At 61.6% G+C, this 26405-nt stretch carries 20 protein-coding genes and 1 pseudogene; 14 read left to right on the forward strand and 7 right to left on the reverse strand.

What is annotated here, in order from left to right; genetic code table 11:
- The first annotated feature begins 846 nt into the window (after positions 1 to 846).
- Positions 847 to 1113 (forward strand): hypothetical protein, encoded by a 267-nt coding sequence (locus tag P8L30_01320; GenBank protein ID MDG2238839.1) that lies wholly within the window; start codon positions 847 to 849, stop codon positions 1111 to 1113.
- Positions 1114 to 1392: 279 nt separating this feature from the next.
- A complete protein-coding gene (locus P8L30_01325; protein ID MDG2238840.1) occupies positions 1393 to 1761 on the forward strand; it encodes a nuclear transport factor 2 family protein in 369 nt (122 codons plus the stop codon).
- Between the two features lie 132 nt (positions 1762 to 1893).
- Here P8L30_01325 and P8L30_01330 read toward each other — a convergent pair whose 3' ends face one another.
- On the reverse strand, positions 1894 to 2550 hold the full coding sequence (locus P8L30_01330) for a response regulator transcription factor (GenBank protein ID MDG2238841.1): 657 nt from the start codon (positions 2548 to 2550) through the stop codon (positions 1894 to 1896).
- Entirely contained in the window at positions 2547 to 4319 is a 1773-nt protein-coding gene (locus P8L30_01335) for a GAF domain-containing sensor histidine kinase (protein MDG2238842.1), read from the reverse strand. The genes P8L30_01330 and P8L30_01335 overlap by 4 nt, the downstream gene beginning before the upstream one ends.
- Before the next feature lie 101 nt (positions 4320 to 4420).
- Between P8L30_01335 and P8L30_01340 the strand changes: the two genes are divergently transcribed.
- Complete coding sequence (locus P8L30_01340; protein MDG2238843.1) at positions 4421 to 6748, forward strand: hypothetical protein; 2328 nt, start codon at positions 4421 to 4423, stop codon at positions 6746 to 6748.
- Complete coding sequence (locus P8L30_01345; GenBank protein ID MDG2238844.1) at positions 6745 to 7407, forward strand: hypothetical protein; 663 nt, start codon at positions 6745 to 6747, stop codon at positions 7405 to 7407. Before P8L30_01340 ends, P8L30_01345 begins: the two co-directional genes overlap by 4 nt.
- A gap of 9 nt (positions 7408 to 7416) precedes the next feature.
- On the opposite strand, the gene P8L30_01350 is transcribed toward P8L30_01345, so the two are convergent.
- Together P8L30_01350 and P8L30_01355 are read right to left on the reverse strand one after the other, a co-directional pair.
- On the reverse strand, positions 7417 to 9057 hold the full coding sequence (locus P8L30_01350; protein ID MDG2238845.1) for a M28 family peptidase: 1641 nt from the start codon (positions 9055 to 9057) through the stop codon (positions 7417 to 7419).
- 17 nt (positions 9058 to 9074) lie between these two features.
- Positions 9075 to 10127 carry an alcohol dehydrogenase catalytic domain-containing protein gene (locus P8L30_01355; GenBank protein MDG2238846.1) on the reverse strand — a complete coding sequence of 351 codons (1053 nt, stop codon included), beginning with the start codon at positions 10125 to 10127 and terminating at the stop codon, positions 9075 to 9077.
- Between the two features lie 57 nt (positions 10128 to 10184).
- Between P8L30_01355 and P8L30_01360 the strand changes: the two genes are divergently transcribed.
- The 9 genes from P8L30_01360 (at position 10185) to P8L30_01400 (ending at position 21602) form a co-directional block, all read left to right on the forward strand.
- Entirely contained in the window at positions 10185 to 11771 is a 1587-nt protein-coding gene (locus tag P8L30_01360; protein MDG2238847.1) for an alkaline phosphatase D family protein, read from the forward strand.
- Positions 11772 to 12063: 292 nt separating this feature from the next.
- A complete protein-coding gene (locus P8L30_01365; protein MDG2238848.1) occupies positions 12064 to 12753 on the forward strand; it encodes a hypothetical protein in 690 nt (229 codons plus the stop codon).
- Positions 12753 to 14711, forward strand: a complete 1959-nt coding sequence (locus P8L30_01370; GenBank protein ID MDG2238849.1) for a PQQ-binding-like beta-propeller repeat protein — start codon at positions 12753 to 12755, stop codon at positions 14709 to 14711. The genes P8L30_01365 and P8L30_01370 overlap by 1 nt, the downstream gene beginning before the upstream one ends.
- A gap of 19 nt (positions 14712 to 14730) precedes the next feature.
- The gene (locus P8L30_01375) at positions 14731 to 15819 is read left to right on the forward strand and encodes a P1 family peptidase (protein MDG2238850.1); all 1089 of its coding nucleotides are present in this window, start codon (positions 14731 to 14733) and stop codon (positions 15817 to 15819) included.
- 90 nt (positions 15820 to 15909) lie between these two features.
- Positions 15910 to 17544: an amidohydrolase family protein gene (locus P8L30_01380; GenBank protein ID MDG2238851.1), complete on the forward strand. Its 1635-nt coding sequence runs from the start codon at positions 15910 to 15912 to the stop codon at positions 17542 to 17544.
- A 129-nt stretch (positions 17545 to 17673) separates the two neighbouring features.
- Positions 17674 to 19107 (forward strand): sodium:solute symporter family protein, encoded by a 1434-nt coding sequence (locus P8L30_01385; protein MDG2238852.1) that lies wholly within the window; start codon positions 17674 to 17676, stop codon positions 19105 to 19107.
- An 8-nt stretch (positions 19108 to 19115) separates the two neighbouring features.
- Positions 19116 to 19910, forward strand: coding sequence for an SDR family NAD(P)-dependent oxidoreductase (locus P8L30_01390; GenBank protein MDG2238853.1), 795 nt, complete (start codon positions 19116 to 19118; stop codon positions 19908 to 19910).
- 210 nt (positions 19911 to 20120) lie between these two features.
- Positions 20121 to 21155: a class II fructose-bisphosphate aldolase gene (fbaA, locus tag P8L30_01395; protein MDG2238854.1), complete on the forward strand. Its 1035-nt coding sequence runs from the start codon at positions 20121 to 20123 to the stop codon at positions 21153 to 21155.
- A gap of 171 nt (positions 21156 to 21326) precedes the next feature.
- Positions 21327 to 21602, forward strand: coding sequence for a hypothetical protein (locus P8L30_01400; GenBank protein MDG2238855.1), 276 nt, complete (start codon positions 21327 to 21329; stop codon positions 21600 to 21602).
- A 12-nt stretch (positions 21603 to 21614) separates the two neighbouring features.
- Here the strand turns inward: P8L30_01400 and P8L30_01405 are convergent.
- The 3 genes and pseudogenes from P8L30_01405 to P8L30_01415 all read right to left on the reverse strand — a co-directional run bounded on the left by P8L30_01405 (position 21615) and on the right by P8L30_01415 (position 22307).
- Positions 21615 to 21863, reverse strand: a pseudogene (locus tag P8L30_01405) (OsmC family protein).
- A 21-nt stretch (positions 21864 to 21884) separates the two neighbouring features.
- Positions 21885 to 22079, reverse strand: a complete 195-nt coding sequence (locus P8L30_01410) for a hypothetical protein (protein ID MDG2238856.1) — start codon at positions 22077 to 22079, stop codon at positions 21885 to 21887.
- Between the two features lie 90 nt (positions 22080 to 22169).
- Positions 22170 to 22307: a hypothetical protein gene (locus tag P8L30_01415; protein MDG2238857.1), complete on the reverse strand. Its 138-nt coding sequence runs from the start codon at positions 22305 to 22307 to the stop codon at positions 22170 to 22172.
- A gap of 537 nt (positions 22308 to 22844) precedes the next feature.
- Between P8L30_01415 and P8L30_01420 the strand changes: the two genes are divergently transcribed.
- The gene (locus tag P8L30_01420; GenBank protein ID MDG2238858.1) at positions 22845 to 26333 is read left to right on the forward strand and encodes a DNA polymerase III subunit alpha; all 3489 of its coding nucleotides are present in this window, start codon (positions 22845 to 22847) and stop codon (positions 26331 to 26333) included.
- Positions 26334 to 26405: the final 72 nt, after the last annotated feature.

A 26405-nucleotide genomic window follows, 5' to 3' on the forward strand; every position in this document is an offset into this window, starting at 1 on the left:
CCGCCCCAAGGAGACTTCCTCCTCGACCAGACCCCGGCCTTCGATCCTACCCAGGCCGAGTCGATCCCAAACTTTATGTTCGACCCGTCGTTGCCCGCCGACTTCGACGACTGAGCCGCCCGCCTCCAGTCTGTCCGAACACCCTCGGCCACCCGGCCGCTCGCTTCCGCCCATATCGACATCCCCTCGTCCCCCACCCACATCTCAGCACAGGCCGCGACTCCAGCCGCCTCTGCTTTCAGGCCAACCCCGCAGCCCCATGCTCCTCGTCCCATGCCTCGCGCTGTCCCCGCTCGCTGAACACCTCATTTGGGGCGTTGAATTTCCTATCCGTTGTATCTGTCCTCGATCCGGGATCTCTAGGCGACATAGTCAGGTTCTCCGCGCACTTCTCCGTTGATGCATGGGTCGGGGAAGGGGTTGATAGGCAGCGAGATGCAGCTGGGGAGTACTTCCCGGCTCTTTTCCTAGCTGATGGTGACATCGCTGCTGTTCTTCCGATCCAGGGCTCAGAACGAGGCGACGGAATGAGTTGGATCCGTATTCGTCCATGACCTATCGCACTTTTTCCGGAGAGTGCGATACCAATAAAGTGTCCCGGATGCCCTTGTTAGTGCGTCCCTAAAAGTGGACATGACGCTTGCTGCCGAGTAGCCTAAATGATTATCATATACAACATAACTCTTTGGCACGGAACATGAATCATATAACTGTGTTCCAAGGCATTACTCTTTAGGTCAAAGGACAGAGATGAAACCGTTAGTCGCATTGATGACCATCAGTCTTGCTGGGTGCGTTTCAGTTAACAGTTCGGTACTCATGGATCGGTCGGCTTATCCTGTGCCGATGAGTTCCGTTGAGGTTCTGATTGAGTCGGATACCGTGTCTGAGGATTGCCAGCGGGTGGCGATGCTCCATGCTGAGGGTCCGGAAATCTGGACGAGTGAAGTAGACATGTGGGATAGTTTGCGCGAAGAGACGGGCGAGCTCGGAGGCAATACGGTGCAAGTTTTGTTCATGGGAGGCCCGGACTGGTCTGAGCGGTTACTAACTGAGAACCCAGATCGTGATGCTACCGCGATCGCGCTATGGTGTCCTAGCAGTAACGGTTGACCTAGCTGCCGTTGACTATGCGCAGGACCTTTTCGTCAGTGCTGGCTTTGTTTCTGAGTTCGACTGGGTGCGGAGAAGATCTGTTGCCTATCCGTCGACCTACAAAACTACCTGAAGTTTTCCAAGACCTTTTTCATCCGAGCACTTATATTCAGCCTAACACGCTCATAGCGTATAGCTATACGTCAACACAGTACGTACCTTTGTCTGAAAATCGCATGAAACATAGTTGTAGACTCAGGAGTTTTATGTGAAAACCCCTGAAAAAGGAGAGTAGTGATGGATGCTGCTGCACAGATTCGAGCCCTAATTGCCCCATGGGTGGGCGCTTGTCTAGCCCGCGACTGGGACGCTCTTTTCGACATCTGCACCGAAGACGTATTTTTTGATCCGCCAGGAGCTCCAAGAGTCAGTGGTCCCGATCTGAGAACTTTTCTGGATGGCTTTCCAGTCATGAGTGAGTTCAATTTCGATTTTGATAACATCCAAATAGATGGAAACATTGCCATCGGACACGGAAACGGAGCCATGACTGTAGACATGGACGGAGAAGATACAGCAATCTCATTTAAATTTGCTGACCATTTCCGCCGAGGCGAGGACGGCACATGGCGTTATTCCAGCGTAATTTGGAACGATAACGAATAACAAGAAAACGCGACTGGTTCGTCTTACGTTGTTCTAACTGATTTGCACCCACTGTAATGCGGAGAGTTACCTCATTTTCAGTAGGTGGAATCTCCTACGGGTCCATCCCGACGGGCGTCGTGAAAGGGAGATCTACGTCTGGCCGAGGCCATACCCCACAACGAGGCGCGTCAGGCCGGCGACAGTGCGCACCCGCAGCTTCGCCATAACACGCTCTCGGTGGGTTTCCACCGTGCGCGGACTGATCCCGAGCTCTTTGCCGATCTCACGGTTGGTATTCCCATCCGCGATCCGGACCAGAACCTCAACTTCTCTGCCCGTCAGGCTCCCGATGCGAGTCCGTTTCTGCTCGCGCTCGAGTTCCTCGCGAAGCCCCACACTGAGCTGGTAGGTGACACGCTCGGCAAAGAACTCCTTGCCACTCCCTACGGCCTGAATCGCGTCGCGGAGTTCAGAAGGTGCCACGTCCTTGAGCACATACCCGTCTGCCCCGGCGCGCACCGCCTGCAGCACGTATTCGGGGTCGTCGTGCATAGAGAGAATGAGGATGCCCAGGTCGCTGCCAGAGTCGCGCAATTCCTTCGCAACTTCGAGCCCAGTCTTCGCGGGCATGGTCACGTCGAGGACGGCCACGTCCGGCTTAAACTTCGCGATCAATCGCAGAGCCTCTGCTCCATCACCGGCCTCGGCCACGACTTCGAGCCCAGGGACCTCCTCGAGGACGATTCGGATTCCCTGACGCACCACTGTGTGGTCGTCCGCAATAACAACTCTCAATCCTTCACTCACGGCTCATCCTCAGTTTGAACTTTCGGGACGCCGACTCGAAGTACGACACCTCCATCCTCATGGTTGCCGACTTGGAAGTCACCCCGCACTCCGACGGTCCGTTCCCTCAAGCCAGCCAGTCCGCCCCGACTGCTTAGCTTCCCGAGCGCGTCCTCCGGGATTCCCGTTCCGTTGTCGTGAACAGACAGACGAACCTGCTCGTCCTCGACGACAAGTGAAACCTCGACGCGTGAACACTGAGCGTGGCGCACGGCGTTCGAAAGCGCTTCCTGGAGGGCACGGTAGAGAACCAACTCGGCATCCGGATGCAACGCAGGGACCGTCGCGGGTGCTGAAACGTCCACAACAAACGCATCGTCGCTCTGGAAGTCCCTCACCAGGGCACAAAGGGACGGGATCAGTCCCAAGTCGTCCAGGGCTATGGGACGGAGGTTTCGCGTCACGCTTCGGATACTCTTGATCCCTTCGGCGGCCAACTTCTTCGCCCGGTCGAGTCCCTGCGCCATACTCGTGTCCGCTCGCTCCTCGAGGAGCCCTAGTTGGAGATTCAGAGCGGCAAGGACCTGAGCGGTCTCATCGTGCAACTCGCGCCACAGCCGGTTCCGCTCCTCTTCGTGCTGATGGATCATACGTGCCTGCAATCGCTCTAGCTCTTCGGTACGAGACTCCAAGCTCCGGTGGAGATCTTCATTCTCGAGCGCCGCTCCCACCTGCTGTCCAAACGCCAAGAGAAAGCGGTTGTCAAGCACCGTGAACGGATCACGAGCCTGACCTACGACTACGAGCGCCCCGACGACGTCATCGTCTCGGATGACGGGTAAGGCAGCCGTGTACGCATGACTCCACCCGATCCGTCCGCTTTCATCGGGCTTTCGCTCGAGCGCTGGGAGACCCGTTGACTGGACCCACTCGGAGCTCTCGAGCGCCGGACCAGGCGCTCCTTCGTACGGCCAGAGTGCCGCCACCCCAGCGCCATGCACGAACGCTCCCCCGGAGGGAGTCGCGAGGTACAGAGCCGAGCCATGTACGCCCCTTAAGGAAAGCGCCCGCCTGAGCATGGCTTCGGCCATCGGTTCGTCGTCCACACCCCGCCCTTGGAGTTCTCCGGACAAGGACGTCAGGGTACGTAACCCCTGGTCCAGGTCTTCAAGGACCAAGAAGAGAATTCCCAACCCCATTCCCATCTCGAAGAAGATGTCGAGGTAGTACCCCCACGGATTCCACGCGCCCTGGGCACGTAGGAACGGGTAGTCCAGATGGTGGATGGCCCACAACACGAGTACCGCTACGAGAAAGCGCGCCGCCGGAGAACCGACGAGCCGGTCGTAGCGTAAAAACGCCCACGCCGTCCAGCCGGTGGTCAGGCTGAGAAACACCACCATTGGCCCGGCGGCCCAGAAGAACGACTCCAGCATGTAGATGGCCACATACGACCACACCAGCGGAACTGCCACCGCCAGCCAATACCAAGTCCGCCAAGCCGTCCGCTGCGAAAAAACGAGCGCGGCCCAGAGGAGCGCGATCGCCGTCCACCCTGTGACGACTTGATGCCAGAAGAGCCACCACGACACACCGGTCTGGACCAACATGACGATCGACCCGATGCGTGTGGCGTACAGAAGCCAAGCTGCCGCCCACAACGCGAAATAGGGCTTCCTATACTGCGCATGCAAAATCGCGCACAGAAGTGCCAGGCCGAGCGTCACGAACAACTGTAAGAATGCCGCTGGCAGTTCGGCCCGGGCGGCCTCGGAAATCATCAGATCCATGGCGACAATATAGCCCCTGGGAAGCCGCGACGTCCCGTGTATCTTTCTATGAACAGGTACTGAATAAAGGGCACCACACCCATGATAGTTGCCGCAGAATCATGAGCCGAGCCTTCGGACCCCGCAGGGCTGATTGGGTGGAAGTCGATTCCACGGACGATGGCATCGCATCGAGCGAATCCCTCGCGATCATGACTCGCTTCGACATGATCTATCGATCGATCGTGGCGACGCAGTTCAATTTCCATCAGTCCGGCCACCCCGGTGGCTCCGTCTCGGTGGGGCACGTCCTCACGGCTCTGTTGTTCGGTACCATGGACTACGACGTGGGGGATCCAAACCGACACGACGCGGACATAATCTCCTTTGCGGCGGGGCACAAAGCGACGGGCCTGTACGGCATGTGGGCACTTCGCGACGAAGTGGCGCGCCTGGGCAACCGTGACCTCCTCCCCACCGAAGACCATCTGCGCTTGCGGCTCGAAGACCTCCTCGGCTTCCGCAAAAACCCCACGCATGGGGCACCGTTGTTTGAGCAATTCAACGCGAAGGCGCTCGACGGACACCCGACACCCATGACCCCCTTCGTGCGGCTGGCCACGGGTCCGTCAGGCGTAGGCATGGGCAGTTCGATCGGGCTCGCCTTTGGCGCAGCTGACTACTACGGCGACAAGGCCCCGTACGTCCATATGATCGAAGGCGAAGGCGGACTCACACCGGGCCGAGTCTACGAGGTCGTCGCGTCCGCCGGTGCCTCGGGATTGTCCAACGCGATCTGCCACTTGGATTGGAACCAAGCCTCCATCGATTCAGACCAAGTGACACGGGAGGATGACGCGCCGGGCGAATACGTGCAGTGGGATCCCATGGAGTTCTTCTACCTGCATGACTGGAACGTCGTGCACGTGAAGGATGGCTTCGACATGGGTCAGGTGATGACCGGCCAGAAGCGAGCGCTCGAATTCGATAACGGCCAACCAACCGCCGTAGTGTACCGGACGGAGAAGGGATGGCAGTACGGCATCACCGGAAAGAAGTCGCACGGTGGTGGACACAAAATGGGGAGCGACGCCTGGCGAGAGACCATGACGCCTCTGTTCGGCGACGAAGCAGCGGACCTAGCCACACCCGACGATCCGTCCAGCCTGGAAGAAGTCGAAGCATGTTATTGGGACACGTTGACCCGCATCCGAGGCAAGCTCGAAGAGGACACCACTCTCTGTGGTGAGATGTCAGATCGCCTGACGACTTCCCGGGAACGGCTGAACGCCTTCGGCCGTGGTCCTCGCCCCGGTGCTCCCACGCTCGACGGCATCCTGCATGTGGCCACGCCGCATGAGACGCCGCCCGAACTCCAGTTGGAGATCGGCTCGAAGAAGCCGCTCCGGACGCAACTCGGTGCGGTCTTCGGCTACCTGAACAACGCATCTGGCGGAGGCGTGCTCCTCGGCGCAGCGGACCTCTTGGACTCCACGGCGGTCTCGGGCGGCGCCAAGGGCTTCCCTGAGGGCTTCTGGCATTACCAGAACAATCTCGGCGCACGTTCGCTGAGCGTGGGTGGCATCTGCGAAGACGGTCTCGCATGTATCCTGTCGGGCATCTCCGGTTTCGGTCGCCACGTTGGAATCGGCGCGTCCTACGGGGCGTTCATTTCGCCGCTCGGCCACATCCCGGCGCGTGTACACGCGATCAGCCAACAGATGCGGCAGGAGATCGACCCAGGGCCCTACCGGCCCTTCATTCTCCAGTGTGGCCATGCGGGTATGAAGACGGGCGAAGACGGGCCGACGCACGCGGATCCCCAGGCCTATCAGCTGCACGCCGAGAACTACCCGCCGGGCACCGCCATTACGCTCACGCCATGGGAACCTCAGGAGATATGGCCGTTGGTGGCGGCCGCATTCAGAGCCGCCCCGGCGGTGATCATCCCGTTTGTGACTCGACCGGGAGAGCCAGTGCTCGACCGGGAAGGACTTGGACTCGCTCCGGCCTTGGAGGCGACGAAAGGCGTCTACAAGCTCCGCGAGGCACGCGGTGAAGCTGACGTAACGGTGGTTCTCCAAGGATCAGGGGTCGCCATCGCATTCGTTCAGAGCGCCCTCCCTCAGCTCCTCGAAGACGGGATCGACGTCGAGGCTGTATACGTCTCGAGTCCCGAGTTGTTCGATCGACTCGATGACACGGAGAAGGCTGACATCTACGGGGAGGGATTAGCGCAACGGGCCATGGGCATCACCGGCTTCACACTCCCTACCATGTACCGATGGGTCGCTTCTGGACTCGGACGGGCCCACACCCAACACCCGTTCATTCACGGACACTTCCTGGGATCTGGAACCGGCGATGTCGTAATCCACGAGGCCGGACTGGATGGGCCGGGACAATACGCGGCAATCAAGGCGTACATCGGAGCCCGAGCCGGGGCGTGAGTCCCTTGCTTCCCCCAATGTTTAGGCAGTTGGCCTTGGTGATGTTTGCCATGGCCTCGGTGGCGGCATGCGCTCCGCGCAGTGACGACCTGTCGGACGACTCGGCCGTCGTGACGTCCTCCGAGTTGGTCGCCCTAAGTGACGGTGCGGTTCACGTCCTGCCTAAAGTGGAGGCAGGCGCTGTGGTCGCATATGCCTCCTGGGCAGAACATCGCATCTACATCGATCATGAATTCCGTGATCGAATACAGAACATCCTGAACGCGCACATCTCGGTGAGTACAGGTCACTGGAGAATCCCTCTCCCCGGTGACTCACCCAAGGAGCCCCTCACACCAGGGGCACCCGAGAGAGAATTCGAGGAATTCTCTCTGGCGAACCTTGCACCACCCGACGAGCCGACACTTGGTGATTTCCGAATCGTCCGTGCAGGGTACGTCCGAGCGTACATCGAGATGCACTGTACCGGGACCGACGACAAATCACAGTTCTTTCGCGGCGGCCCGATCGACGTGCTGACGGGTAACGGACGACTGCCCGGCGTGATCCGTGAGGATTTTCGGCGGGTTGGATCCTTCGACGGATTCTCAGACGCCAACTGTGACGGTCCGGCTCGCTCTGTCGCTGCGTTAGTGTGGACGGCTCCGCGCGACGGATAGCTTACGGGGTCAGGACGGAGGGCTCGATCCCATTCCAGCCAAACCGGGCCGTCCGACGGCGTTCGCCAAGGACCAACTCGTCTCGTGAACGAGCTTCACGATCCGGGTCATCTTTTCGTACTCGATGCGGTCCGGAGTATCGTTCGGCGTGTGGTAGTCCGGGTGGAGTCCATTGTGGAACCAGACGGCGGGCACCCCACTCTGTAGAAACGGCCAGTGGTCGGACCGCCGTAGCAGGTTCGACGCACTGTTGTCGTAACGAAGCCGAAGCGTCAGATCGAACCGGTTCGCATCTTGAACGATCTGCACGAGCTCGGGCGTGTAGGAATAGCCAAGGATGTTCGTCGCATTCGAGTTGGACTCCGCACTCTGTACGTCGAGGCCACGGAAGCGACCACCTCCGTCGGTGGGCACCTCTTCGTGCCGGCCGATCATGTCCATGTTGAGGTTCGCCACCGTGCTCTGAAGCGGAAATAGTGGCCGCTGCGTGTAGTACCAGGCCCCGAGCAGCCCCCTCTCTTCAGCATCCCAAATCGCGAAGATGACACTGCGCGCGGGCAAATCTCCGCTGGCCGCTGCCTGCGCATACGCCTCCGCAATCGCGAGTACGCCGACCGTCCCAGATCCGTCATCGTCTGCGCCGTTGTAGACGACTTCCCCATCCATGCCGTTGTGATCGTGATGGGCCCCGATGATGACGACTTCGTCACGCAGGTCCGGGTCCGAGCCTTCGATCATGGCGAGCACATTGGTACCCGGCGACACATGGCGTTCGACCTCGGTGCGAAGGTCAGCACGGGCGCTTCCGAGGTCCACCACCCCGAGGCCCCCCTCGGCATTCTCGGCTTCAACCGCGAGTTCCTCGAGCGTGCGACCAGAGCCTTCTACGAGCGTCGCGGCAAGTTCTGCGGAAATCTGCGCGGCAGGGATCGTGATCTGTTCTGCCCACGCCTCAAGGGTGAACCGCTCGATGCGGCGAGGCTCATCCGGCCACGCACCAGTATGGACAGCTGGCCAGTCGTTGATGTCCTCGCGGTTGTGTACGTCCCTGACGAACAGCACAGCCGTCGCGCCCCGCTCCTGTGCGGCTAGGACCTTCCGCCATGTCCGCGACGCCTCCGCAGTTACGATTCCGTCGAAGGGACTGCTCGGGTCCGCCACGCCGGGCTCCCGTTCCAGCATGAGAACGATACGGCCATTCACATCGGCCCCTTGGTAGTCGTCATGCTCCAAGCGCGGTTCGACGATCCCGAAGCCAGCGAAGACGACCGAACCGCTCGCAGAACCGCTCGCTCCCGCATTTGAGGGCGTCCAACCCTGCCCCGGGGTCCGGCCTGGACCGGCGCCCTCCACGGTCAGCCGATTCCCCACTCCCAGGCTGAACCAGGCCAACCCGAAGCGCTGAAAATACCCGCCCCGGTCACCGGCCGGAGCGAGCCCAAGGGACTCGAAGCGATCAGCGATCCAGGCCGACGCTTGGTCGAGTCCCGACGACGCCACGAGACGCCCACCCATCGAGTCATTGGCCAGAACATGGAGATCCGCGGACAGGGCCGACTCCGAAATGGCACTGTTTCCGGGCACGCCCGAATCGCACGCAATGAGACTGAGGGAAGTGATCGCGACGATGGAGGTAGCACGGAGGTTCATTGGGTCTCTTCTCTGTTTCAGTCGGTCGGGTGCAGAACGACCTTGGTCCAGCCCGATTCTCGGGCCGCGAAGCTCCGGTACGCGTCAATGCCGTCCGAGAGCGGCAACCGGTGCGAGATGAGCGTACCGATCAAAGCCTCATCCCGTACGGCCAACGCAAGCGAGGCCGGCATATAGTGACGCGCCGGGCATCGCCCACCGGAGTAGGTCAGGTTGCGATCATAGATCTCGCCGGGTGAGAGCGCGAGGTGGGGCTCAGCGTGAACTCCAACCGCTGCCAGAGTTCCTCCCAGGCGAAGGAGGTCAGCCGCAGCCCGCGTGGCCTCAGGTGAGCCTACGGCTTCGATCGCCGAGTCTGCGCCCCGGCCGTCGGTGAATCCTCTCACAATTTCAGATGGGTCCTCTTCGGCGAAGTTTGCCGGCTGGGCGCCAAACGCCTCTGCGACTGCGAGACGACTCGGCACGTTGTCCACGGCGATGACGCACGCGGCTCCTCGCTCGAAAGCGGCCCGGATCCCGAGCAACCCGACCGGCCCGCACCCGACAACGACCACGGTGTCTCCGCTTCCCACACGAGCCAATTCCGCACCGAACGTGGCAGTCGAGAGAATATCCCCAGCCAGCAGTGCGACGGCCTCGTCTAGGCCCTCGGGGACCCGCACAAGGGTCCCGTCTGCTATCGGCACGCGGACGTAGTCGGCCTGGCAGCCGTGGAGGCCCACTCCGTCCTGAACCCAACCGAATAGCTGGCTGCGTTCACACCGAGCGGTCAGTCCAGCTCGGCAATAGAAACAGGCGCCACAACTCGTGGTGAAGGGTGCGACCACTCGATCCCCAACTACAAAGTCTGTGACCTCACCGCCGACTTCTAGGACTTCACCCACCATCTCGTGGCCCATGACGGTGCCCACGTCTAATCCTGTCTCGCGACCGAAGTACGGATGGAGGTCTGACCCGCACAAACCGGCCGCTGTCACACGCACAATCACATCTGTGGCTTCTTCGATGCTCGGTTCGGCTACGTCTTCGTAGGCGAGTGTCTCGACGCCCTGGAACGTTATGGCTTTCATGCGCCGAACATGCAGCACACATATCATTGCGTCGACCCCGAAACGACGGAGCTGGAAATGAAGACCACCGATCTTCAGTGGTACGACCTCTTTCACCTAAACGGCACGCGCCGCGACTTCCTGCGTTTGAGCAGTAGTGTGGCGGCGTTACTAGCTACGGGGTGTTACAGGGGAGGCGACCAGTGGGGCCTTGAGAGCGTGTCCTCGTACCCGTTTACGCTCGGGGTCGCCTCGGGAGATCCAGCGCCCGACGGAATGGTCTTATGGACCCGTCTGGCCAGAGAGGCGCTCGAGGGAGTAGGAGCACTGGCCAACCCCGTACGCGCCTACTTCGAGATCGCTCATGACGAGGGGTTCACGCGGATGGCTCAGACAGGGTCCACGCTCGCGACCCCCGAGTTGGGACACAGCGCGCACGCAGAGATCGTTGGTCTCGATCCGGACCGCTGGTACTTCTATCGATGGATGGTCGGTGGGGAGGTGAGCGCCGTTGGGCGGGCCAAGACAGCCCCCGCCGTCGGGGCGACGGTCGATGAGCTCCGTTTCGCTTTTGCCTCCTGCCAACACTACGAGGTGGGGTACTTCACCTCCCTCGAGCACCTCTCACGGGAGGACGTCGACTTCGCGGTGCACCTCGGTGACTATATCTACGAGTACGCGGAGCATGACGGGGACACGGTTCGCCACCACGAGGGCCCTGAGATCGTCACGCTGGATCATTACAGGAATCGCTACACCCAATACAAATCGGACCCGGCGCTGCAGGCGGCCCACGCCGCGATGCCCTGGATCATGACCTTTGACGACCACGAAGTGGACAACAACTGGGCGAGTGTCTTCGCACAGGACGATCAGAGTCCAGAACAACTCATGCTCCGGCGTGCTTCTGCTTTCCAGGCTTACTACGAGATGATGCCGCTTCGTACCTCGACGGTGCGCGACGGCCCGAATATGCAGGTCTTTCGCCGCCTGAACTTCGGCAACCTCATACAGATGAATGTGCTCGACACGCGTCAGTACCGGAGCGATCAGCCGTGCTCGGACGGGCGGGTGCCTACCTGTGCGGAACACATCTCGCCGGAGCAGTCCATTCTGGGTGCCGCGCAGCGTGACTGGCTGTTCGAAGGCCTCGCCGTCTCAGGCGCCGGTTGGAATGTGATGGCGCAACAGGTGATGGTGGCTCGCTTACGTGGCGAGTCCGACGAAGGCGACGATACCTGGGCCATGGACAAGTGGGACGGATATCCAATGGAACGCAGAGCCTTCCTGGACCACCTCGAGTCGACAGAGGTCAACAATCCGGTGGTGCTGACCGGAGACATTCACTCGAATTGGGTCGCAGACCTCCACACCGACTTCGACGACCTATCGTCCCCTGTGGTGGGGACGGAATTCGTCGGGACGTCGCTCTCTTCCGGTGGGGACGGAGCAGACATGACAAACGGCGGGCGGGCGTCGTTGAGCCACAACCCACACATCAAGTTCTACAATGGACAGCGCGGCTACGTGACCGCGACCGTCACCCCGGACACATGGACCAGTGAATACAAAGTGGTCGACAAGGTCTCAGAACCGGGTGGGTCGTTGTCGACGCGCGCGACCTTCGTGGTCGAGTCAGGGAGTCCGGGAGCGCAGGAAGACTGACGCGTCCTATCCGACGAGATCCAGCGTCGTAAGGGCCAGGACCTGGGCACTCGCGACTAGATCATGGATGGCACATGACTCGTCAGGCTGATGCACCTCATCGAGGGTCCCAGCCCTGCCACCACATGGGGACGGACACTGTGCTGGGGCGCTCAACCTATCGCGGGTCGTTGCCCGGCAAAGCCTGCGCCTCCTTGCCGGTTTCGACCCACCGTCGGACATTGGCCGAACGAATTAGGGAGGCGGCCCGGGATACGTCGGCCCGCCGATCACTTTCAGCAGGAGCACCACTTTGAGGAAGGCGATCGCAGTACTCGCTGCTTTGGCATTCGCGGGCGCAGCACCGGTTTCGGCTCAAGACGCGGATATGAGTTTCTTCGTCACCAGTGCAGGCCCTGGTGACGGAGCCAACCTAGATGGCCTAGCGGGTGCGGATCAGCACTGCGAGGACCTCGCGTACGCAGCCGGCTTCGGAGACCTGAGGTGGCGCGCATACCTCAGTGCGCTCGAGAGCAACGGCACCATGGCGGTGAATGCCCGAGATCGGATCGGGTCAGGACCGTGGTACAACTTCAGCGGCGACATGATCGCTCGCGACGTCACGGATCTGCACTCCGACGACGCCAACCTCACGAAGGAGTCGATCCTCACGGAGAAGGGCTCCATCGTGAACGGGCGCGGTGACGATCCCAACATGCACGACCTCATGACCGGTTCGAATCTGGACGGCACGGCGTACGTCGGAGACGAGAGCTACACCGCCTGTGACAACTGGACGAGCAACGGCGCGGGTTCCACGCGAGTCGGTCATCACGACCGCCAAGGTGGCGGCGAGAACCCCACGTCCTGGAACTCCGCACACAACTCACGCGGCTGCTCCCAGACGGACTTACAAGGATCTGGCGGAAACGGATTCTTCTTCTGCTTCGCAACTGACGGAAACGGTGCGCCGCAACAGGCAGCACGTACGGAGAACGACTGATGAAAAAGCTCTTCACGGCCCTCGCGGCCATCGCGATTTCCGCGAGCATCGTTTCGGCGCAGGCCGTCGAGCGCGGCACACCCGTCGGTGAGTGGCGCTCTTGGGGCGCGGACACTCACACGACCCGGTATTCGCCACTCGACCAGATCGACGCCAGCAATTTCGAAGACCTCGAGGTCGCGTGGATGTGGCGCGGCGACAACTACAGCCCGGGCGGTCCGGATCCCCTCCTCCGTTCGACGCCGATCTACGTGAACGGCAAGCTGTACTCCGTCGCCGGTTCCAGGCGCACGGTGGTTTCCATCGACCCCGCCACGGGTGAGACGCTGTGGACCTTCCGCGAGCCTAATACGAAGCGGTGGGAAGACTCCATGCGGAAGAACTACGGCAAGGGCGTCGCATACGACATCGTTGACGGTCAGGAGCGGATCTACGTGATCACGCCGGGCTTCTTCCTGTGGGCCCTGGATGCGGAGACGGGATATCCCATTGAGGACTTCGGTGTTGGCGGAGAAGTGGACCTGCTCACCTACCTGGGTGACTGGGAGCATGACCACGACGAAGGACTCGATCATTCCATCGGGTACATCACGAACTCGACCCCGCCCATGATCATCAACGGTACGATCGTCGTCGGTAACTCTCACGAGCAGGGCTACTACGAGTACATGCAGGAGAACGTCCCTGGGAACATCATGGGCTTCGACACGAAGACCGGTGCCCACAAATGGACGTTCAACGTCATCCCGCAGGAGGGTGAGTTCGGCAACGACACGTGGCTCAACGACGCGTGGCAGTGGACGGGTAACGTCTCCGCATGGGCACCGATGTCGGCCGACCCGGAGCTCGGGCTCGTGTACGTCTCGACCGACCCGCCCACCATCGACTACTACGGTGGGTTCCATCCAGGTGCGAATCTCTTCTCCACGACGATGCTCGCGCTCGACGCCGAGACGGGAGAACGTCGCTGGCACTTCCAGACGGTCCATCACGACATCTGGAACTACGACAACCCCGCGCAGCCCGCGCTCATCGATGTCACGATCGATGGACAGCCACGCAAGATCGTCGCGCAGACCACGAAGCAAAGCTTCGTTTATGTGCTCGACCGCGTGACGGGTGAGCCGATCTGGCCCATCGAGGAACGCGCGGTCCCGCAGACGGACGTACCTGGTGAATGGACGTCTCCGACCCAGCCGTTCCCGACGAAGCCTGCTGCGTACGAGATGCAGGGACTCACCGAGGACATGCTGATCGACTACACACCTGAACTCCGCGCCGAAGCACTCGAGATCACCTCGAAGTACCGACTCGGCCCGCTCTTTAATCCGCCTGCATTAGCCGATGCAAACGGTGTCGGGACGTCGATCCACTGCCCTGGCGCAAACGGTGGCACGAACATCCCTGGTGGCACCGTGGTCGACCCCGTTTCCGGAATTCTGTACACGGCTTCGCAACGCGGCTGCAGCGCGCCGGTGCTCCGTCCGGGAACCGATGTGGACGACGACTCGAACGTCGACTGGGTAACCGTTGGCCCAGGTGGTATCAGGGGTCCGCAGGGGCTGCCCATCATGAAGCCGCCTTATGCGAGCATCACAGCCATCGACATGAATACCGGTGAGACCCTGTGGTCGATCCCGAACGGATTCACGCCGGATCGCATCAAGGACCACCCAGCGCTGCAGGGAGTCGACATCCCAAACACGGGAAGCACGGGGCACGCGACGGCGATCGTGACGAAGACTCTCTTCCTGTATGGCGAGGGTCGCGGGCAGGCGCCGGTTATGCATGGTGTGGACAAGCTGACAGGCATGCACCTCGGCTCCGTTGAACTCCCGGCCCCGACGCTCACCGCACCGATGTCGTTCATGCACGAAGGTGTGCAGTACATCATTGTGTCGGTTGGTGGCGGTGGACTCCCGGGCTCGTACGCGGCGCTCCGGCTGCCCGCGAACTGATGAAGGGAAGGAGCCGCACATGAAGCGGATCAGAACATTGGCGATCGGGGCCCTCCTCGCGGGGGTCCCGATCGTCTTATCGGCATGTGCCATTCGAGCGCAGGAGGGACCCGGTATGGAAGCGTGGGGCATCACCGCGGTTCCAGGCATCGAGCTCGGACATCACACACTCACTGAGCGTCCCACCGGCTGCACGGTGATCCTCGCCCGCAGTGGAGCCGTGGGCGGCGTGGACGTGCGCGGGAGCGCGCCAGGATCACGTGAGATCGCACTTCTTGACCCTGTGAACATGGTCGACCAGGTACACGCAGTCGTGCTGTCGGGCGGGAGCGCATTCGGGTTGGACGCGGCATCTGGCGTCATGCAGTACCTAGAGGAGCGAGACATCGGGTGGCCGGTGGGGCGCGGGAAAGTCGTGCCAATCGTGGTCGCCGCGATCCTCTTCGACCTGGGACTCGAAGAAGGCGACCAGAAGGTGCGGCCCGGCCCAGAGTGTGGGTATCTGGCGGCTGAGGCGGCTTCGAGTGACTCGCCGGCTGAAGGCTCAGTAGGCGCTGGCACGGGCGCGACGGTCGGCAAGATGGGCGGAAGCGGTCGCTCCATGAAGGGTGGCTTCGGAACCGCCTCGATCACGCTGAACAACGGACTCGTGGTCGCGGCCGCAGTGGCCGTGAATGCAGTCGGTGACATCATCGATCACGCCACGGGCGAGGTCATAGCTGGAGTGCGAACAGAAGACGGACGCGGATTGGCGGACGCTCGCCTGCTCCTGCGCAATTCAGGTGGCCCGGGCGAAGAGCCACAGGATGCGTTGGGCCAGAATACCACCATTGGGCTCGTCGCGACGAACGCCACGCTCACGAAGGCTCAGGCCACGAAGATGGCCCAAATGGCTCAGGACGGGTTCGCACGGACGATCTATCCCGCCCACACGATGGGTGATGGTGACACCGTGTTCTCACTGGCGACCGGGACCATGGACGGACCTGCGAACGTCACGCTCATCGGTGCGTTAGCTGCCGATGTGATGGCCGAGGCGATCCTCAGGGCGGTACGCATGGCGAAAGGACTGCCCGGCATTCCTAGCGTGTCGGAATTGGGGCGCTAGGCAAGGACCCCACGGCTCGTCTGGCGGTCCGGCCTTCACCCGAATACGCTGGCTCCTTGAATCACACCGCGCTCTTCCCCTGGATGCCCCATGCGCAACGACACTATCGCTCGGCACCTCACCGTTCTCGCTGTGCTTCTCATAGCGATCTCTCTGGGATCGAGCGACGGGAATGCCCAGACGCTCTCCGACGAAGCGCGCGAAGGTCCTTTCGACCGACTCGCGATCCTCAACGCGATGATCATCCCAGGGCACGGAGGCCCGGCCTACGGCCCTGCCGACATCATCGTCGAGGGCGGGACGATCCATCAGATTGTTTCTCACAATGGGGTGACGGGCCGACCCGCAGACGCCGGAGACTACGGCGCTCAGCGTGTCATCGACGCGACCGGCATGTATGTCATGCCGGGGCTCATCGACCTACATGCGCACGTCCGCACCGAGCCGCTCCCGCTTCAGTACATCTACAACCTCAAGCTGGCGCACGGAGTCACGACGATCGTGAACGGTACTGGCCGTGGATGGGACGCCGCAGTCGAACAGCAGCGTTTGTCGGACGAGAACCGCATCACAGCCCCGCGCATGTATCCGATCGCCGAATGGGGTCCGCCGCGCGCGCGTGACCCCGGTCACGCACCGTCCGCCGACGTCATGGAGCCCTGGCACGATTCCGCGCGGGTCCCGGACCTCATCGACGAGGTCGTGGGCCCGGGGAAGGCACACGTGGTTCGCGTCGGGAGCCTGGCGTGGAACGACGAGCTCTTCCAGGCCGTCACACAGGCCGTCGACGAAGCGGGCGGGATCACGACCGTCCATCTCCCGCCCGAGGACCTCAACGTGGTAAACGCCGTGCGGGCCGCCGAGTTGGGCGTCACCATGATCGAACACCACTACGGCTACGCGGAGGCTGCACTGGGTGAAGGGGCTCTTCCCGCGCTTCCGGTGGACTACAACTACAACGACGAAGCGCACCGCTTCAGGCAGGCCGGAGCGGTCTGGCAGGAGGCGGACGAGGACCTGCTCGAAGGCGAGGTCGTGGACCGGCTGGTTGCGTCGGGCGTGTCCCTCATCCCCACCATGAGTGCCTATGAGGTCAACCGGGACTTCAACCGCGCGGTGAGTCTCGGGTGGCATGAGAAGTACACCCACCGTGTACTCATCGACTGGTACTTCCCAAGCCCGGAGTTTCACGCGGCCCACCATTGGGATTGGACGTCCAAGGACGAACAGCGCTGGTCCGACACCTTCAGAAAGTGGCAGGGGCTCATTCAGGCGTTCAACGACCGTGGTGGGAATCTCTCCTACGCCGTGGACGACCCGTACCTCTGGAACACGTCAGGCTTGGGCAACGTGCGCGAGCTCGAACTAATGCACGAAGGCGGACTCGAGCCGCTGGAGGTGATCCGCGCTGCCACCTACAACAGCGCCCTCACGCTCAAGCGGCCCGACCTCGGCTACATCCAGACCGGGTACACGGCTGATCTCGCGATCGTGGACGGTAACCCGCTCGAGAACCTTCGGTACCTCTACAGCTTCGGTGCCCTAGACGTGGATGACGACGGCGTAATGGTCCGCCGAGGTGGCGTTCGCTGGACCGTCAAGGACGGAGTCGTCTTCGACAACGGGGTACTGATCCAGGAGGTGCTGCGGATGGTCGAGGAGTCTAAGGAAGGCTGGACGAGTCCCGTCGACGGGTTGTTCGAGCCGCTGATCGGGCGGGAGTAGAGCTCGGGGCCGGATCGGCCCACTTCGCTGCCAACTGACTGTAGTTGCCTTCGGCGGGGCGGACCTAGTCAAAACCGCTGCCTCGTCCCATCGTAGGCCCTCTTCCCTGCCACCGAGCGCCGTCTCTCCGTGAACCCTGATCCCAACGCCCCAGTCGGCCTCCAACTCGGAGTCCTCGTTGCGTACTCCCTTGGCCTGATCGCACTCGGGCTCTGGATTTCGAGGCGGGTCAAAGGTGCGGACTCGTTCTTCGTCGCGGACAGGAAGCTCGGGCCTGGCCTCACCTTCTCGACCTTCTTGGCGGCAAACATCGGGGCGGGTTCGATCATCGGCGCCTCGGGGCTCGGGTACCGGGACGGTATGTCAGCCTGGTGGTGGGTGGGCTCAGCCGGAATCGGATCGTTGTTCCTGGCCATGTGGCTCGGGCCGCGCATCTGGCGTGTGGCGACGAAGAACGGCCTGTACACGGCGGGTGACTATCTCGAGCATCGGTACGGCAGCGCGGTCCGCGCCACCATCGCGATGCTGCTGTGGGTCGCCACGCTAGCCGTGCTTTCCGCCCAATTGATCGCCATGGCCCAGATCTTCGAGTGGGTTCTTGGGACGCCCCGTTGGGTCGGGGCGGTGATCGGCGGGGTGGTGATGACCGCGTACTTCGCAGCTGGCGGCCTACTCACGACAGCCTGGGTCAACATGGTGCAGCTCATCGTGTTGCTCGTTGGCATGGCGATCGCCCTGCCCATGGCGCTGTCCAACGCCGGAGGGTGGGCCGCCGTGCAAGCCGCCGCGCCGGCTCACCCCGAATGGTCCAACTTTCTGACCGGTCCCAACTCGGGCATCATCATGATCGCACTCCTTGTGCCGGCCTTCATGGTCTCCCCAGGCTTGCTTCAGAAGGCCTACGGAGCTCGTGACGAGCGTTCGCTGCGCCTCGGCATCGGAGTCCAAGGCCTCGTGCTCATGGCCTTTGCGTTCGTGCCCGCGCTACTCGGCATGATCGCGCGAGTCTACAACCCAGAGCTGGGCGCAAACTTCGAACTCGCGGTTCCGACCGTGCTGACCCAAGGGCTCCCGCCGCTTCTGGGGGCTCTCGGCTTGGCGGCCGTCTTCTCTGCGGAGGTGAGTTCAGCCGACGCTGTGCTCTTCATGCTGTCGACGTCACTCTCGAAGGACCTGTACAAGCGATATGTCCGTCCGGACGCGTCGGACCGTGACGTGCTGAGAGTGGCGCGTTGGGCTGCGGTGGCTGGCGGCGTGCTCGGGGTTCTGCTCGCGGTGGTGAATCCCACAGTGCTCGGACAGCTCACCGTCTTCTATTCCGTGATGTCCGTGTGTCTGTTCGTGCCCATTGTCGTCGGCCTGCACACTAGGCGGCCTGGCGTCCCCGAGGTCCTCACCGGAATCGCAGCAGGTGTTTCAGTACTCTTCGCTGTGCGGCTCTCCGGAATCACAGATACCAACCGCTTGCTGGACCCCACACTTCTTGGGATCGTGGCGTCCGCGGCCGCATTTGCGCTCGTCTTTCTCGTCCGACGCCCCTCGGCGTCAAACACTGACTCCTAGCCTCACACATGTCACCTATGTCCATGTTCTCATTGGCAGGTAAGAACGCCGCTGTCGTCGGCGGCGGATCCGGTATCGGTAGAGCGGTCGCACTCGGGTGTGCCCAGCAGGGCGCCTATGTCCGGTGCCTCGACGTCAACGTGGACGGAGCGGCCGAAACGGCAGAGATGATCCGAAACGCAGGTGGGCAAGCGGATTCCGGCGCGGTCGATATCGTCGACGGCAACGCGGTTACGGGGGCATTCCAGAGCGTCGCGAACGACAGAGGCTCGCTCGACGTCGTGGTCTGTACGCCCGCCATCAACGTCCGGAAACCACTGCTCGACTACACCGATGAAGAGATGGACCTGGTATTGGGCGTGAACCTCAAGGGCAACGCACACGTCCTGCAGTCCGCTGGACGGATCATGAAGGACCAAGGCTCCGGATCGATCATTCTCTTCAGCTCGATCCGTTCGCTCGTTGTAGAGCCGGGTCAGTCGATGTACGCCGCCACCAAAGCCGGCATCGTACAACTCGTCCGGACAGCCGCAGCCGAGCTGGGGCCCTCAGGCGTGCGCGTGAACGCGGTTGCGCCCGGTGTTATCGACACACCCCTGACGGCACCCATCAAGGACATCCCGGACTGGTACAATGCATACGGCGACCGGAACATTTTCAGGCGGTGGGGCAGCGCCAGTGAAATGGCAGGCCCGACGTGTTTCCTCGCTTCGGATGCCGCGAGCTATGTAACCGGCACGGTGCTTTTTGCCGATGGCGGCTGGACGGCCATCGACGGACGATTCAGCCCGCCTGGCATGTAGGACAAGATTCGGCGGCCGCTCCTCCTTCCTGCCCCACTCCACTATGTGCGGAATCACCGCAGCGCTGTCCACCGGCACACCGATCACCGACGAAGGCGGAGGGCCATAGGTCCGGATCGAACCATCCCCGTCAGGCAGCCCACTCCAAAACTGCCTAGATTGGGGGACGGATCAGAGTCACCTCCCATCTCAACGTCAGTTGATTTAGCCATGCCGATCGCGACCCCCGCCCAGTTCAAGCAGATGCTCAAGACCGCGCAGGACTCGAGCTACGCCTACCCCGCCATCAACGTCACGTCGATCATCACGCTCAACGCGGCCATGAAGGGCTTCGCCGAGTCGAAGTCGGACGGGATCATCCAGTTCTCGACGGGAGCCGGCCAGTTCGCGTCGGGTCTGGCCAACAAGGACGCGGCCTACGGATGCATCGTGCTCGCTGAAGCGGCCCACATGCTGGCCGAGCAGTATGACGTGCTGATCGCGCTCAACACGGACCACTGTCAGCCCGAGAAGGCCGAAGGCTTCTTGAAGCCTCTCATCGAGGCTACAGCGGCCCGGCGAGCGGCGGGAAAGGGCAACCTCTTCCAGAACCACATGCTTGACGCGTCGATCCTGCCACTCGAGGAAAACATCGCGATTTGCGACGAATACCTGCGTCTGTGTGCTGCAAACGAGATCGTGCTTGAAGTCGAAGCCGGCGTCGTTGGTGGTGAAGAGGACGGGGCGGCCGGAACCGAAGACATGCCCGACGACATGCTCTACACCACTCCCGAGGACATGGTCACCGTCTACGAAGCGCTGCAAGGCATTGGGCAGTACACGTTTGCGGCCACATTCGGGAACGTGCACGGCCACTATAAGCCGGGCGCGGTGAAGCTCCGGCCGGAGATTCTTAAGGACGGTCAGGCTGCGGTCATCGCCAAGTACGGCGCGGACGCCGAAATGGACCTCGTCTTCCATGGCGGAAGTGGATCCCAAATCTCGGAAATCCGGGAAACTCTGGATTACGGCGTCGTGAAGATGAACGTGGACACAGACACCCAGTACGCGTTCACTCGTCCCGTCGCGGACCACATGCTCAGCAACTACGACGCGGTGCTCAAGATCGATGGAGAAATCGGCAACAAGAAGCTGTACGACCCCCGCTCGTACCTGAAGGCAGGCGAAGAGGGCATGTCTGCTCGGGTCTGCGTCGCTTGTGAAGATCTCCTGAGTTCAGGGAAGACGCTGTTCGGGCAGGTCTGAGCGAAAACGCTCACGTGAAGCGCAGGTCGTAGCTTCAGCTCAAACCTGCTTGCAGCACCACCCTGAGAAGCCGATCCTCCGCGTCGCCAACGGGCAGTGAATGCCGCGGTGCCCCCCAGTGATCCGCCGCCCCAATAGCCCTTTACCTAGGGCCATGACAACAGAACACGTATGAGCTCGACCCCTATTGAGCGCCTGAACGAAGCCCTTTCAGTCCGTTATGTCATTGAGGGGGAACTGGGCGAAGGCGGGATGGCCACCGCCTACCTCTCGGACGACCTCAAGCACAAGCTGGCCGCGGTCGGCGGAACCGAGGTTGGCACGGCGCCGTCGGAGTTCGTCCGAGTCCAGGACTGGATCGAAGAGCTGCGGGAGCGCCTGGGGAACGAGCACCCCGGATACAAAAAAGGGCGGGCCCCGTTCTGGAGCCCGCCCCGCATCGCCTGAACCAGCGGTCGCCTACGCCTTGAGCACGAAGTCCGTCGTGATGTCGATGGCTTTGTACATCGATCGATACACAGGGCATTTGTTCGCGTGCATGTCGTGCACCCGCTGCACCGTCTCACGATGCTCTTCCCCGGCCTTGAGGTGGTACGTGACGTGGATCCGTTTCACCACGATCACGCCGTCGTCTTCCTTCTCGACCTCGCCCTTTACCTGACCGATCAGGGCACCGTCACTCGCATTGATCCCGCGCGCCTCCAGCGCGCCTCCGAAGGTCCCCGCTAGTCAGCCACCCGCGGCGGCCATCATGTAGTCGAGGGTGGTCGTGATCTGGCGCTCGGGGTCGACCCCGTAGTGCTCGGCGATCGCGCTGTGCACGCCGAACTCGACGGGACCGTCGTGGGCGGGCAGCCAGGCGTGCCGGTGAGGTCCCTTCAACCGCTCGATCTTGATGTCGGCGGTGTAGACGACGTCGGACATGAGGCTCCTGTGTGAGATGAGCCCCGATGGTAGACCGGGCACACCCCCATGGAAAGAGGGCGAGGAGTCGAACCCCAGCGGACCTGCGAGTTACTCCCCGCCGTCCGTCCGGATGCTGCTGACGGTGAACGGCAGTTTGCGGGTCGCGGTGACTCGGAAACCATCATCCGTGCTCACCGACGCCGCAAAACCCTCGTTGCGTTTCTGATCGATAGAGGACCGACCCATCCGGGGACCACTGGTGGTAAATCGCGCCGGTCAACTGCCCGTCTTAATCCGAGACCAACGTCTCGCCCAGCATGTTCGGCCAGGTGCGCACGTACAGCTGGTTGTCTCCTCCGCGGAAAGGTCCACCACACGCACGTTGACGTCGTCATCCGAGCGGTACACGACGCGTGTGCCATCCGGCGGATTGTGTTGCCGGCTCGCGCCCTCTGAGGGCCGGGTATCGGAGCCCCGGTCCAAATCGAAAATCCAGACATCGCCGGACCGGTGACGGTAGCCTGCGGCTCATCGAATGGAACCGCCCACAGCGCTCCGCTCGTGTGTGCATAGACCAGGTGCCCCGTTGCGGCCCAGCGAGCGTCAGAATGACAGCAGCGCTCACGATGCGCCCGCTTGCCTATCGCGCGAGGACTCATTTCCTTGCCCTTCCTCGATCTTCGGTTTATCTTCGGTTTCCGCGCTCGGGGAGAGTGAGGGAGCGATCGCAAACGGCCAAAACCCAGAATCGCTCAGGTGATGACGCGCCGATGGTAGGCGCCTGTGCGGAAGTGGAGCCTTTTGTCGATTCCTTACGTCGAGTTGCACTGCCACTCGGGCTTTTCATTCCTGGACGGCGCATCGCACCCTGAAGAACTGGCCGTGCGAGCAGCCGAGTTTGGCTACCCCGCCCTCGCGCTCACCGACCACAACGGCCTCTACGGCTCCATGGAGTTCGCTCACGCCGCAAGGCGCGTGAACGTCCAGCCCATCACAGGCGCCGAAGTCACGCTTCGGGACTGCTTTCCTGGCGTGGAAGAGCCGGAAGGCGGCCACCACGTCACTCTCTTGGCCGAAACGCCCCAGGGTTACGCCAATCTGTGCCGCCTGCTCACCGAAGCGCACATGGGTTCGGAGCGTGGCGACACGCGTTTGGCCCTGCCTTCCCTGCTGGAACTCTCCGAAGGGCTGATTCTGCTGTCGGGATGCGCGCAGAGCCCGGTTGCTGCCGCCATGCGCTCCTCCGTCGCGGACGGCGAGGCCTTCACCCGCAAACTCCTCGACGTTTTTGGCCCCGGCAGCATGTTTATGGAGCTGCAAGACAATGCGGTGAAAGGAGATACCGCCCGTAACAAGACGCTCGCGCGGCTGGCAGGCCGAATGGGCCTAGGTGTCGTCGCAACGAGCAACGTGCACTACCACCGCCCCGAGCGGCATCGCCTGCAGGATGTGCTCGTTTCCATCAAGAACCGCGCGACGCTCGATGGAGCACACGGGGCCCGAAGGGCCAACAAACTCTTCCACCTCCCCGAGCCCTGGGATATGCGTCATCGCTTCGAAAGTCGGCCCGAAGCACTCACGAACACACTTCTTATCGCCGAACGATGCGCCGCCTTCGATCTCACCGAAGATCTGGGCTATGAATTCCCGGATTTCGAGGGATCGGCTCGTGGTGGAGCGATCGAATCACTCGCCGCGATGTGTTTGGCGAAAATCACGACCCTCTACAAAGACGGCAGCAAAGAACAACAAGACGCAGAAGACCGTCTACACACGGAGTTGAGGCTCGTGGATCTCCACGGGCTCGCGGGATTTTTTCTCGTGTACCGCGATATCATGGACTTAGCCGTCAGCGTCGCACGGGACGTTCGCGGTGAGGCCCCGCGGGCCCGTTCTGGCCTCCCTCCAGGCCGAGGCAGGGGATCCTCGGTTTCGTCGATCATCTGCTATTTGATTGGCCTTTCACACATCGACCCGGTCAAAAACAACCTGTTTTTGGGCCGATTCCTCAACGAAGCACTCCGTAGCGTCCCCGATATCGACCTGGACTTCCCCAGGGACATTCGAGAACAGCTCATTCTTAAGGTCTATGAGAAATACGGGTTCGAGCACACGGCCCTCGTGTGCACGTTTCCCACGTATCGGCTGAAATCGGCGGTCCGGGAGATCGGGAAATCCCTTGATTTGCCTATGGGAGAACTCGAAAAGCTTTCAAAACTGGCCGAACACCGTTCCGCGTCAGGCCTGGCCGACGAAATCGCCTCACTTCCGGAGTTCAAAGAGCGTGCGGACGCCGGGCTTTGGAAGCTTTTAGGCGAATTGGCCGAAGACGTAGCCGGCCTGCCCCGCCATATCTCTCAGCACGTGGGCGGAATGATCATTTCCAGCCGTCCGCTCGTGGAAATCGTCCCGCTCGAGCCCGCCGCCTGGGAAGGCCGCGTGTTGTGCCAATGGGACAAAGACTCGTGTGAGGACGCGGGTTTTATCAAGATCGACTTCCTCGCGCTCGGCATGTTGTCGCTCATCGAGGAGAGCATCGATCTGATCGCGGATCGGCATGGAGAAGCGCCTGATTTGTCCCGAATCGACTTCGAAGACGAGATCATCTACGATCGGGTCTGTTCTGGGGACACCGTGGGGCTCTTTCAGGTCGAATCTCGAGCCCAAATCCAGATGCTGAGGCGCACCAGACCCCGGAATCTCGAGGATTTGGCGGTTCAGGTCGCCATTGTCCGCCCCGGGCCCATCGTGGGTGGCGCCGTGAACCCCTATGTCCGGCGCCGGGAGATGCTCAGAGAGAATCCCAACTATGAGATCCCCTACCCGCATCCGCTCCTCGCAGAGCCGCTCGGGGAGACGCTGGGCGTCATCATCTTCCAGGACCAGGTTTTGACCGTTTGCCAAGCATTGGCAGGCTTTTCGGACGGTCAGGCCGAGTCCCTGAGGCGCGCGATGAGCCGGAAACGCTCCAAAGAGGCTCTGATAGCCCATTGGGAGGAGTTTCGGGACGGTGCAGCAGCAAATGGGGTCGATGACACCACGGCTCGAGAGATCTTTCAGCAAGTCACGGCTTTTTCAGAGTTCGGGTTCCCGAAATCACATGCTGCAGCGTTCGGCCTCCTGGCCTACCAATCCGCGTGGTTACGCCATTATTACCCCGTCGAGTTCTATGTGGGACTCTTCAACAACCAACCCATGGGCTTCTACTCGCTGGATGCCCTGGGCCGAGATGCACGCCGGAACGGCATCAAGACGATGCTGCCCCATATCAACCGCAGCCAGGTCGAGTGCATGGCGGAAGGTGACGATTTGCGCATCGGGCTCGGTTTCGTACGGAATTGGGGCGCCGACATCGCCACACGGATCGTGGAAGAGCGCGACAAACGAGGCCCCTACATGTCTTTGCCCGATTTTCTGCGCCGAACACCAGCTTCGCTCAAGCGGCCAGCCATCGAAAACCTCATTTGGGTGGGCGGATTCGAAGAATTCGGCATGACCAGGCGCGAATTGTTGTGGCAAGCAGGCCTTTGGCTCGGCCCCGAGACCGACAATGACCGCACCGGAGGCCGAGACGACCATGCGCAGACTGAATTAGCCCTCGCGGACCCCTATGCGAGCCTGGCGTTTCCGGCATTGAACCCCACGGATCAAATGGTCGCCGAGTACCGCATGATGCGCTTCAGTGCCGACCTCCATCCGCTCACACTGATCAAATCTTCATTACCGGCTGGGACCGTTACTTCGGACCGTCTTCCACACCTCAGGCAGGGCAGCACGGTTCGTGTTGCGGGGCTCGTAACCACACGCCAAAGGCCTGGAACTGCAAATGGCTATGTCTTTGTTATGATGGAAGATGAGTACGGTCCTATAAACGTGATTGTGAAGCCTGATATCTACAAAAGAGACCGCAATCAAGTGCGTATGGAGCCCTTCCTTTCGGTACGTGGAAAACTCCAAAAAGATGGCGGAACCCTCAACGTGATCGCCTACGAAGTAGAGGCTCTCCGAGTACCCGGAACTCCCATACGGCGCCGGGGACTTTCGCGTACTTACGAAACCTCCAGGGAGGGTGCTGGGCTCACTACTTCAGAGAATGTGGGAAACGGCCTTTCGATGGTCCACGAAGGCCCCGAGTCGGACATCGAAGAACTTCCGGGTGCCCTGCCCCCTGTTATGGACACCTGGGCGGACCCGGACCAGAAGGGTCCGACGCCGTTCAGCTACCTGACAGCGCTTCGGCAGCACGCTCCTGGAGCTAAGAGCTGGAAGTAGTGGGATGTTGCGGTGGGAGCTGCGGTGACCCGCCGGCACATTGGGGGTCACAAGGCACACGACCGGGTTGAT

It is taken from the genome of Longimicrobiales bacterium, assembly GCA_029245345.1.
Classification (GTDB): Bacteria; Gemmatimonadota; Gemmatimonadetes; order Longimicrobiales; family Gaopeijiaceae; genus CALFPJ01.

Excerpts from the sequence above, each read along its gene's own strand:
- P8L30_01320 (MDG2238839.1), top strand. The coding sequence starts at position 847 with ATGAGTTCCGTTGAGGTTCTGATTGAGTCGGATACCGTGTCTGAGGAT.
- P8L30_01325 (MDG2238840.1), top strand. The coding sequence starts at position 1,393 with ATGGATGCTGCTGCACAGATTCGAGCCCTAATTGCCCCATGGGTGGGC.
- P8L30_01335 (MDG2238842.1), bottom strand. The coding sequence starts at position 4,319 with ATGGATCTGATGATTTCCGAGGCCGCCCGGGCCGAACTGCCAGCGGCA.
- P8L30_01340 (MDG2238843.1), top strand. The coding sequence starts at position 4,421 with ATGAGCCGAGCCTTCGGACCCCGCAGGGCTGATTGGGTGGAAGTCGAT.
- P8L30_01350 (MDG2238845.1), bottom strand. The coding sequence starts at position 9,057 with ATGAACCTCCGTGCTACCTCCATCGTCGCGATCACTTCCCTCAGTCTC.
- P8L30_01355 (MDG2238846.1), bottom strand. The coding sequence starts at position 10,127 with ATGAAAGCCATAACGTTCCAGGGCGTCGAGACACTCGCCTACGAAGAC.
- P8L30_01360 (MDG2238847.1), top strand. The coding sequence starts at position 10,185 with ATGAAGACCACCGATCTTCAGTGGTACGACCTCTTTCACCTAAACGGC.
- P8L30_01370 (MDG2238849.1), top strand. The coding sequence starts at position 12,753 with ATGAAAAAGCTCTTCACGGCCCTCGCGGCCATCGCGATTTCCGCGAGC.
- P8L30_01375 (MDG2238850.1), top strand. The coding sequence starts at position 14,731 with ATGAAGCGGATCAGAACATTGGCGATCGGGGCCCTCCTCGCGGGGGTC.
- P8L30_01380 (MDG2238851.1), top strand. The coding sequence starts at position 15,910 with ATGCGCAACGACACTATCGCTCGGCACCTCACCGTTCTCGCTGTGCTT.
- P8L30_01390 (MDG2238853.1), top strand. The coding sequence starts at position 19,116 with ATGTCACCTATGTCCATGTTCTCATTGGCAGGTAAGAACGCCGCTGTC.
- fbaA (MDG2238854.1), top strand. The coding sequence starts at position 20,121 with ATGCCGATCGCGACCCCCGCCCAGTTCAAGCAGATGCTCAAGACCGCG.
- P8L30_01400 (MDG2238855.1), top strand. The coding sequence starts at position 21,327 with ATGAGCTCGACCCCTATTGAGCGCCTGAACGAAGCCCTTTCAGTCCGT.
- P8L30_01410 (MDG2238856.1), bottom strand. The coding sequence starts at position 22,079 with ATGTCCGACGTCGTCTACACCGCCGACATCAAGATCGAGCGGTTGAAG.
- P8L30_01415 (MDG2238857.1), bottom strand. The coding sequence starts at position 22,307 with ATGGGTCGGTCCTCTATCGATCAGAAACGCAACGAGGGTTTTGCGGCG.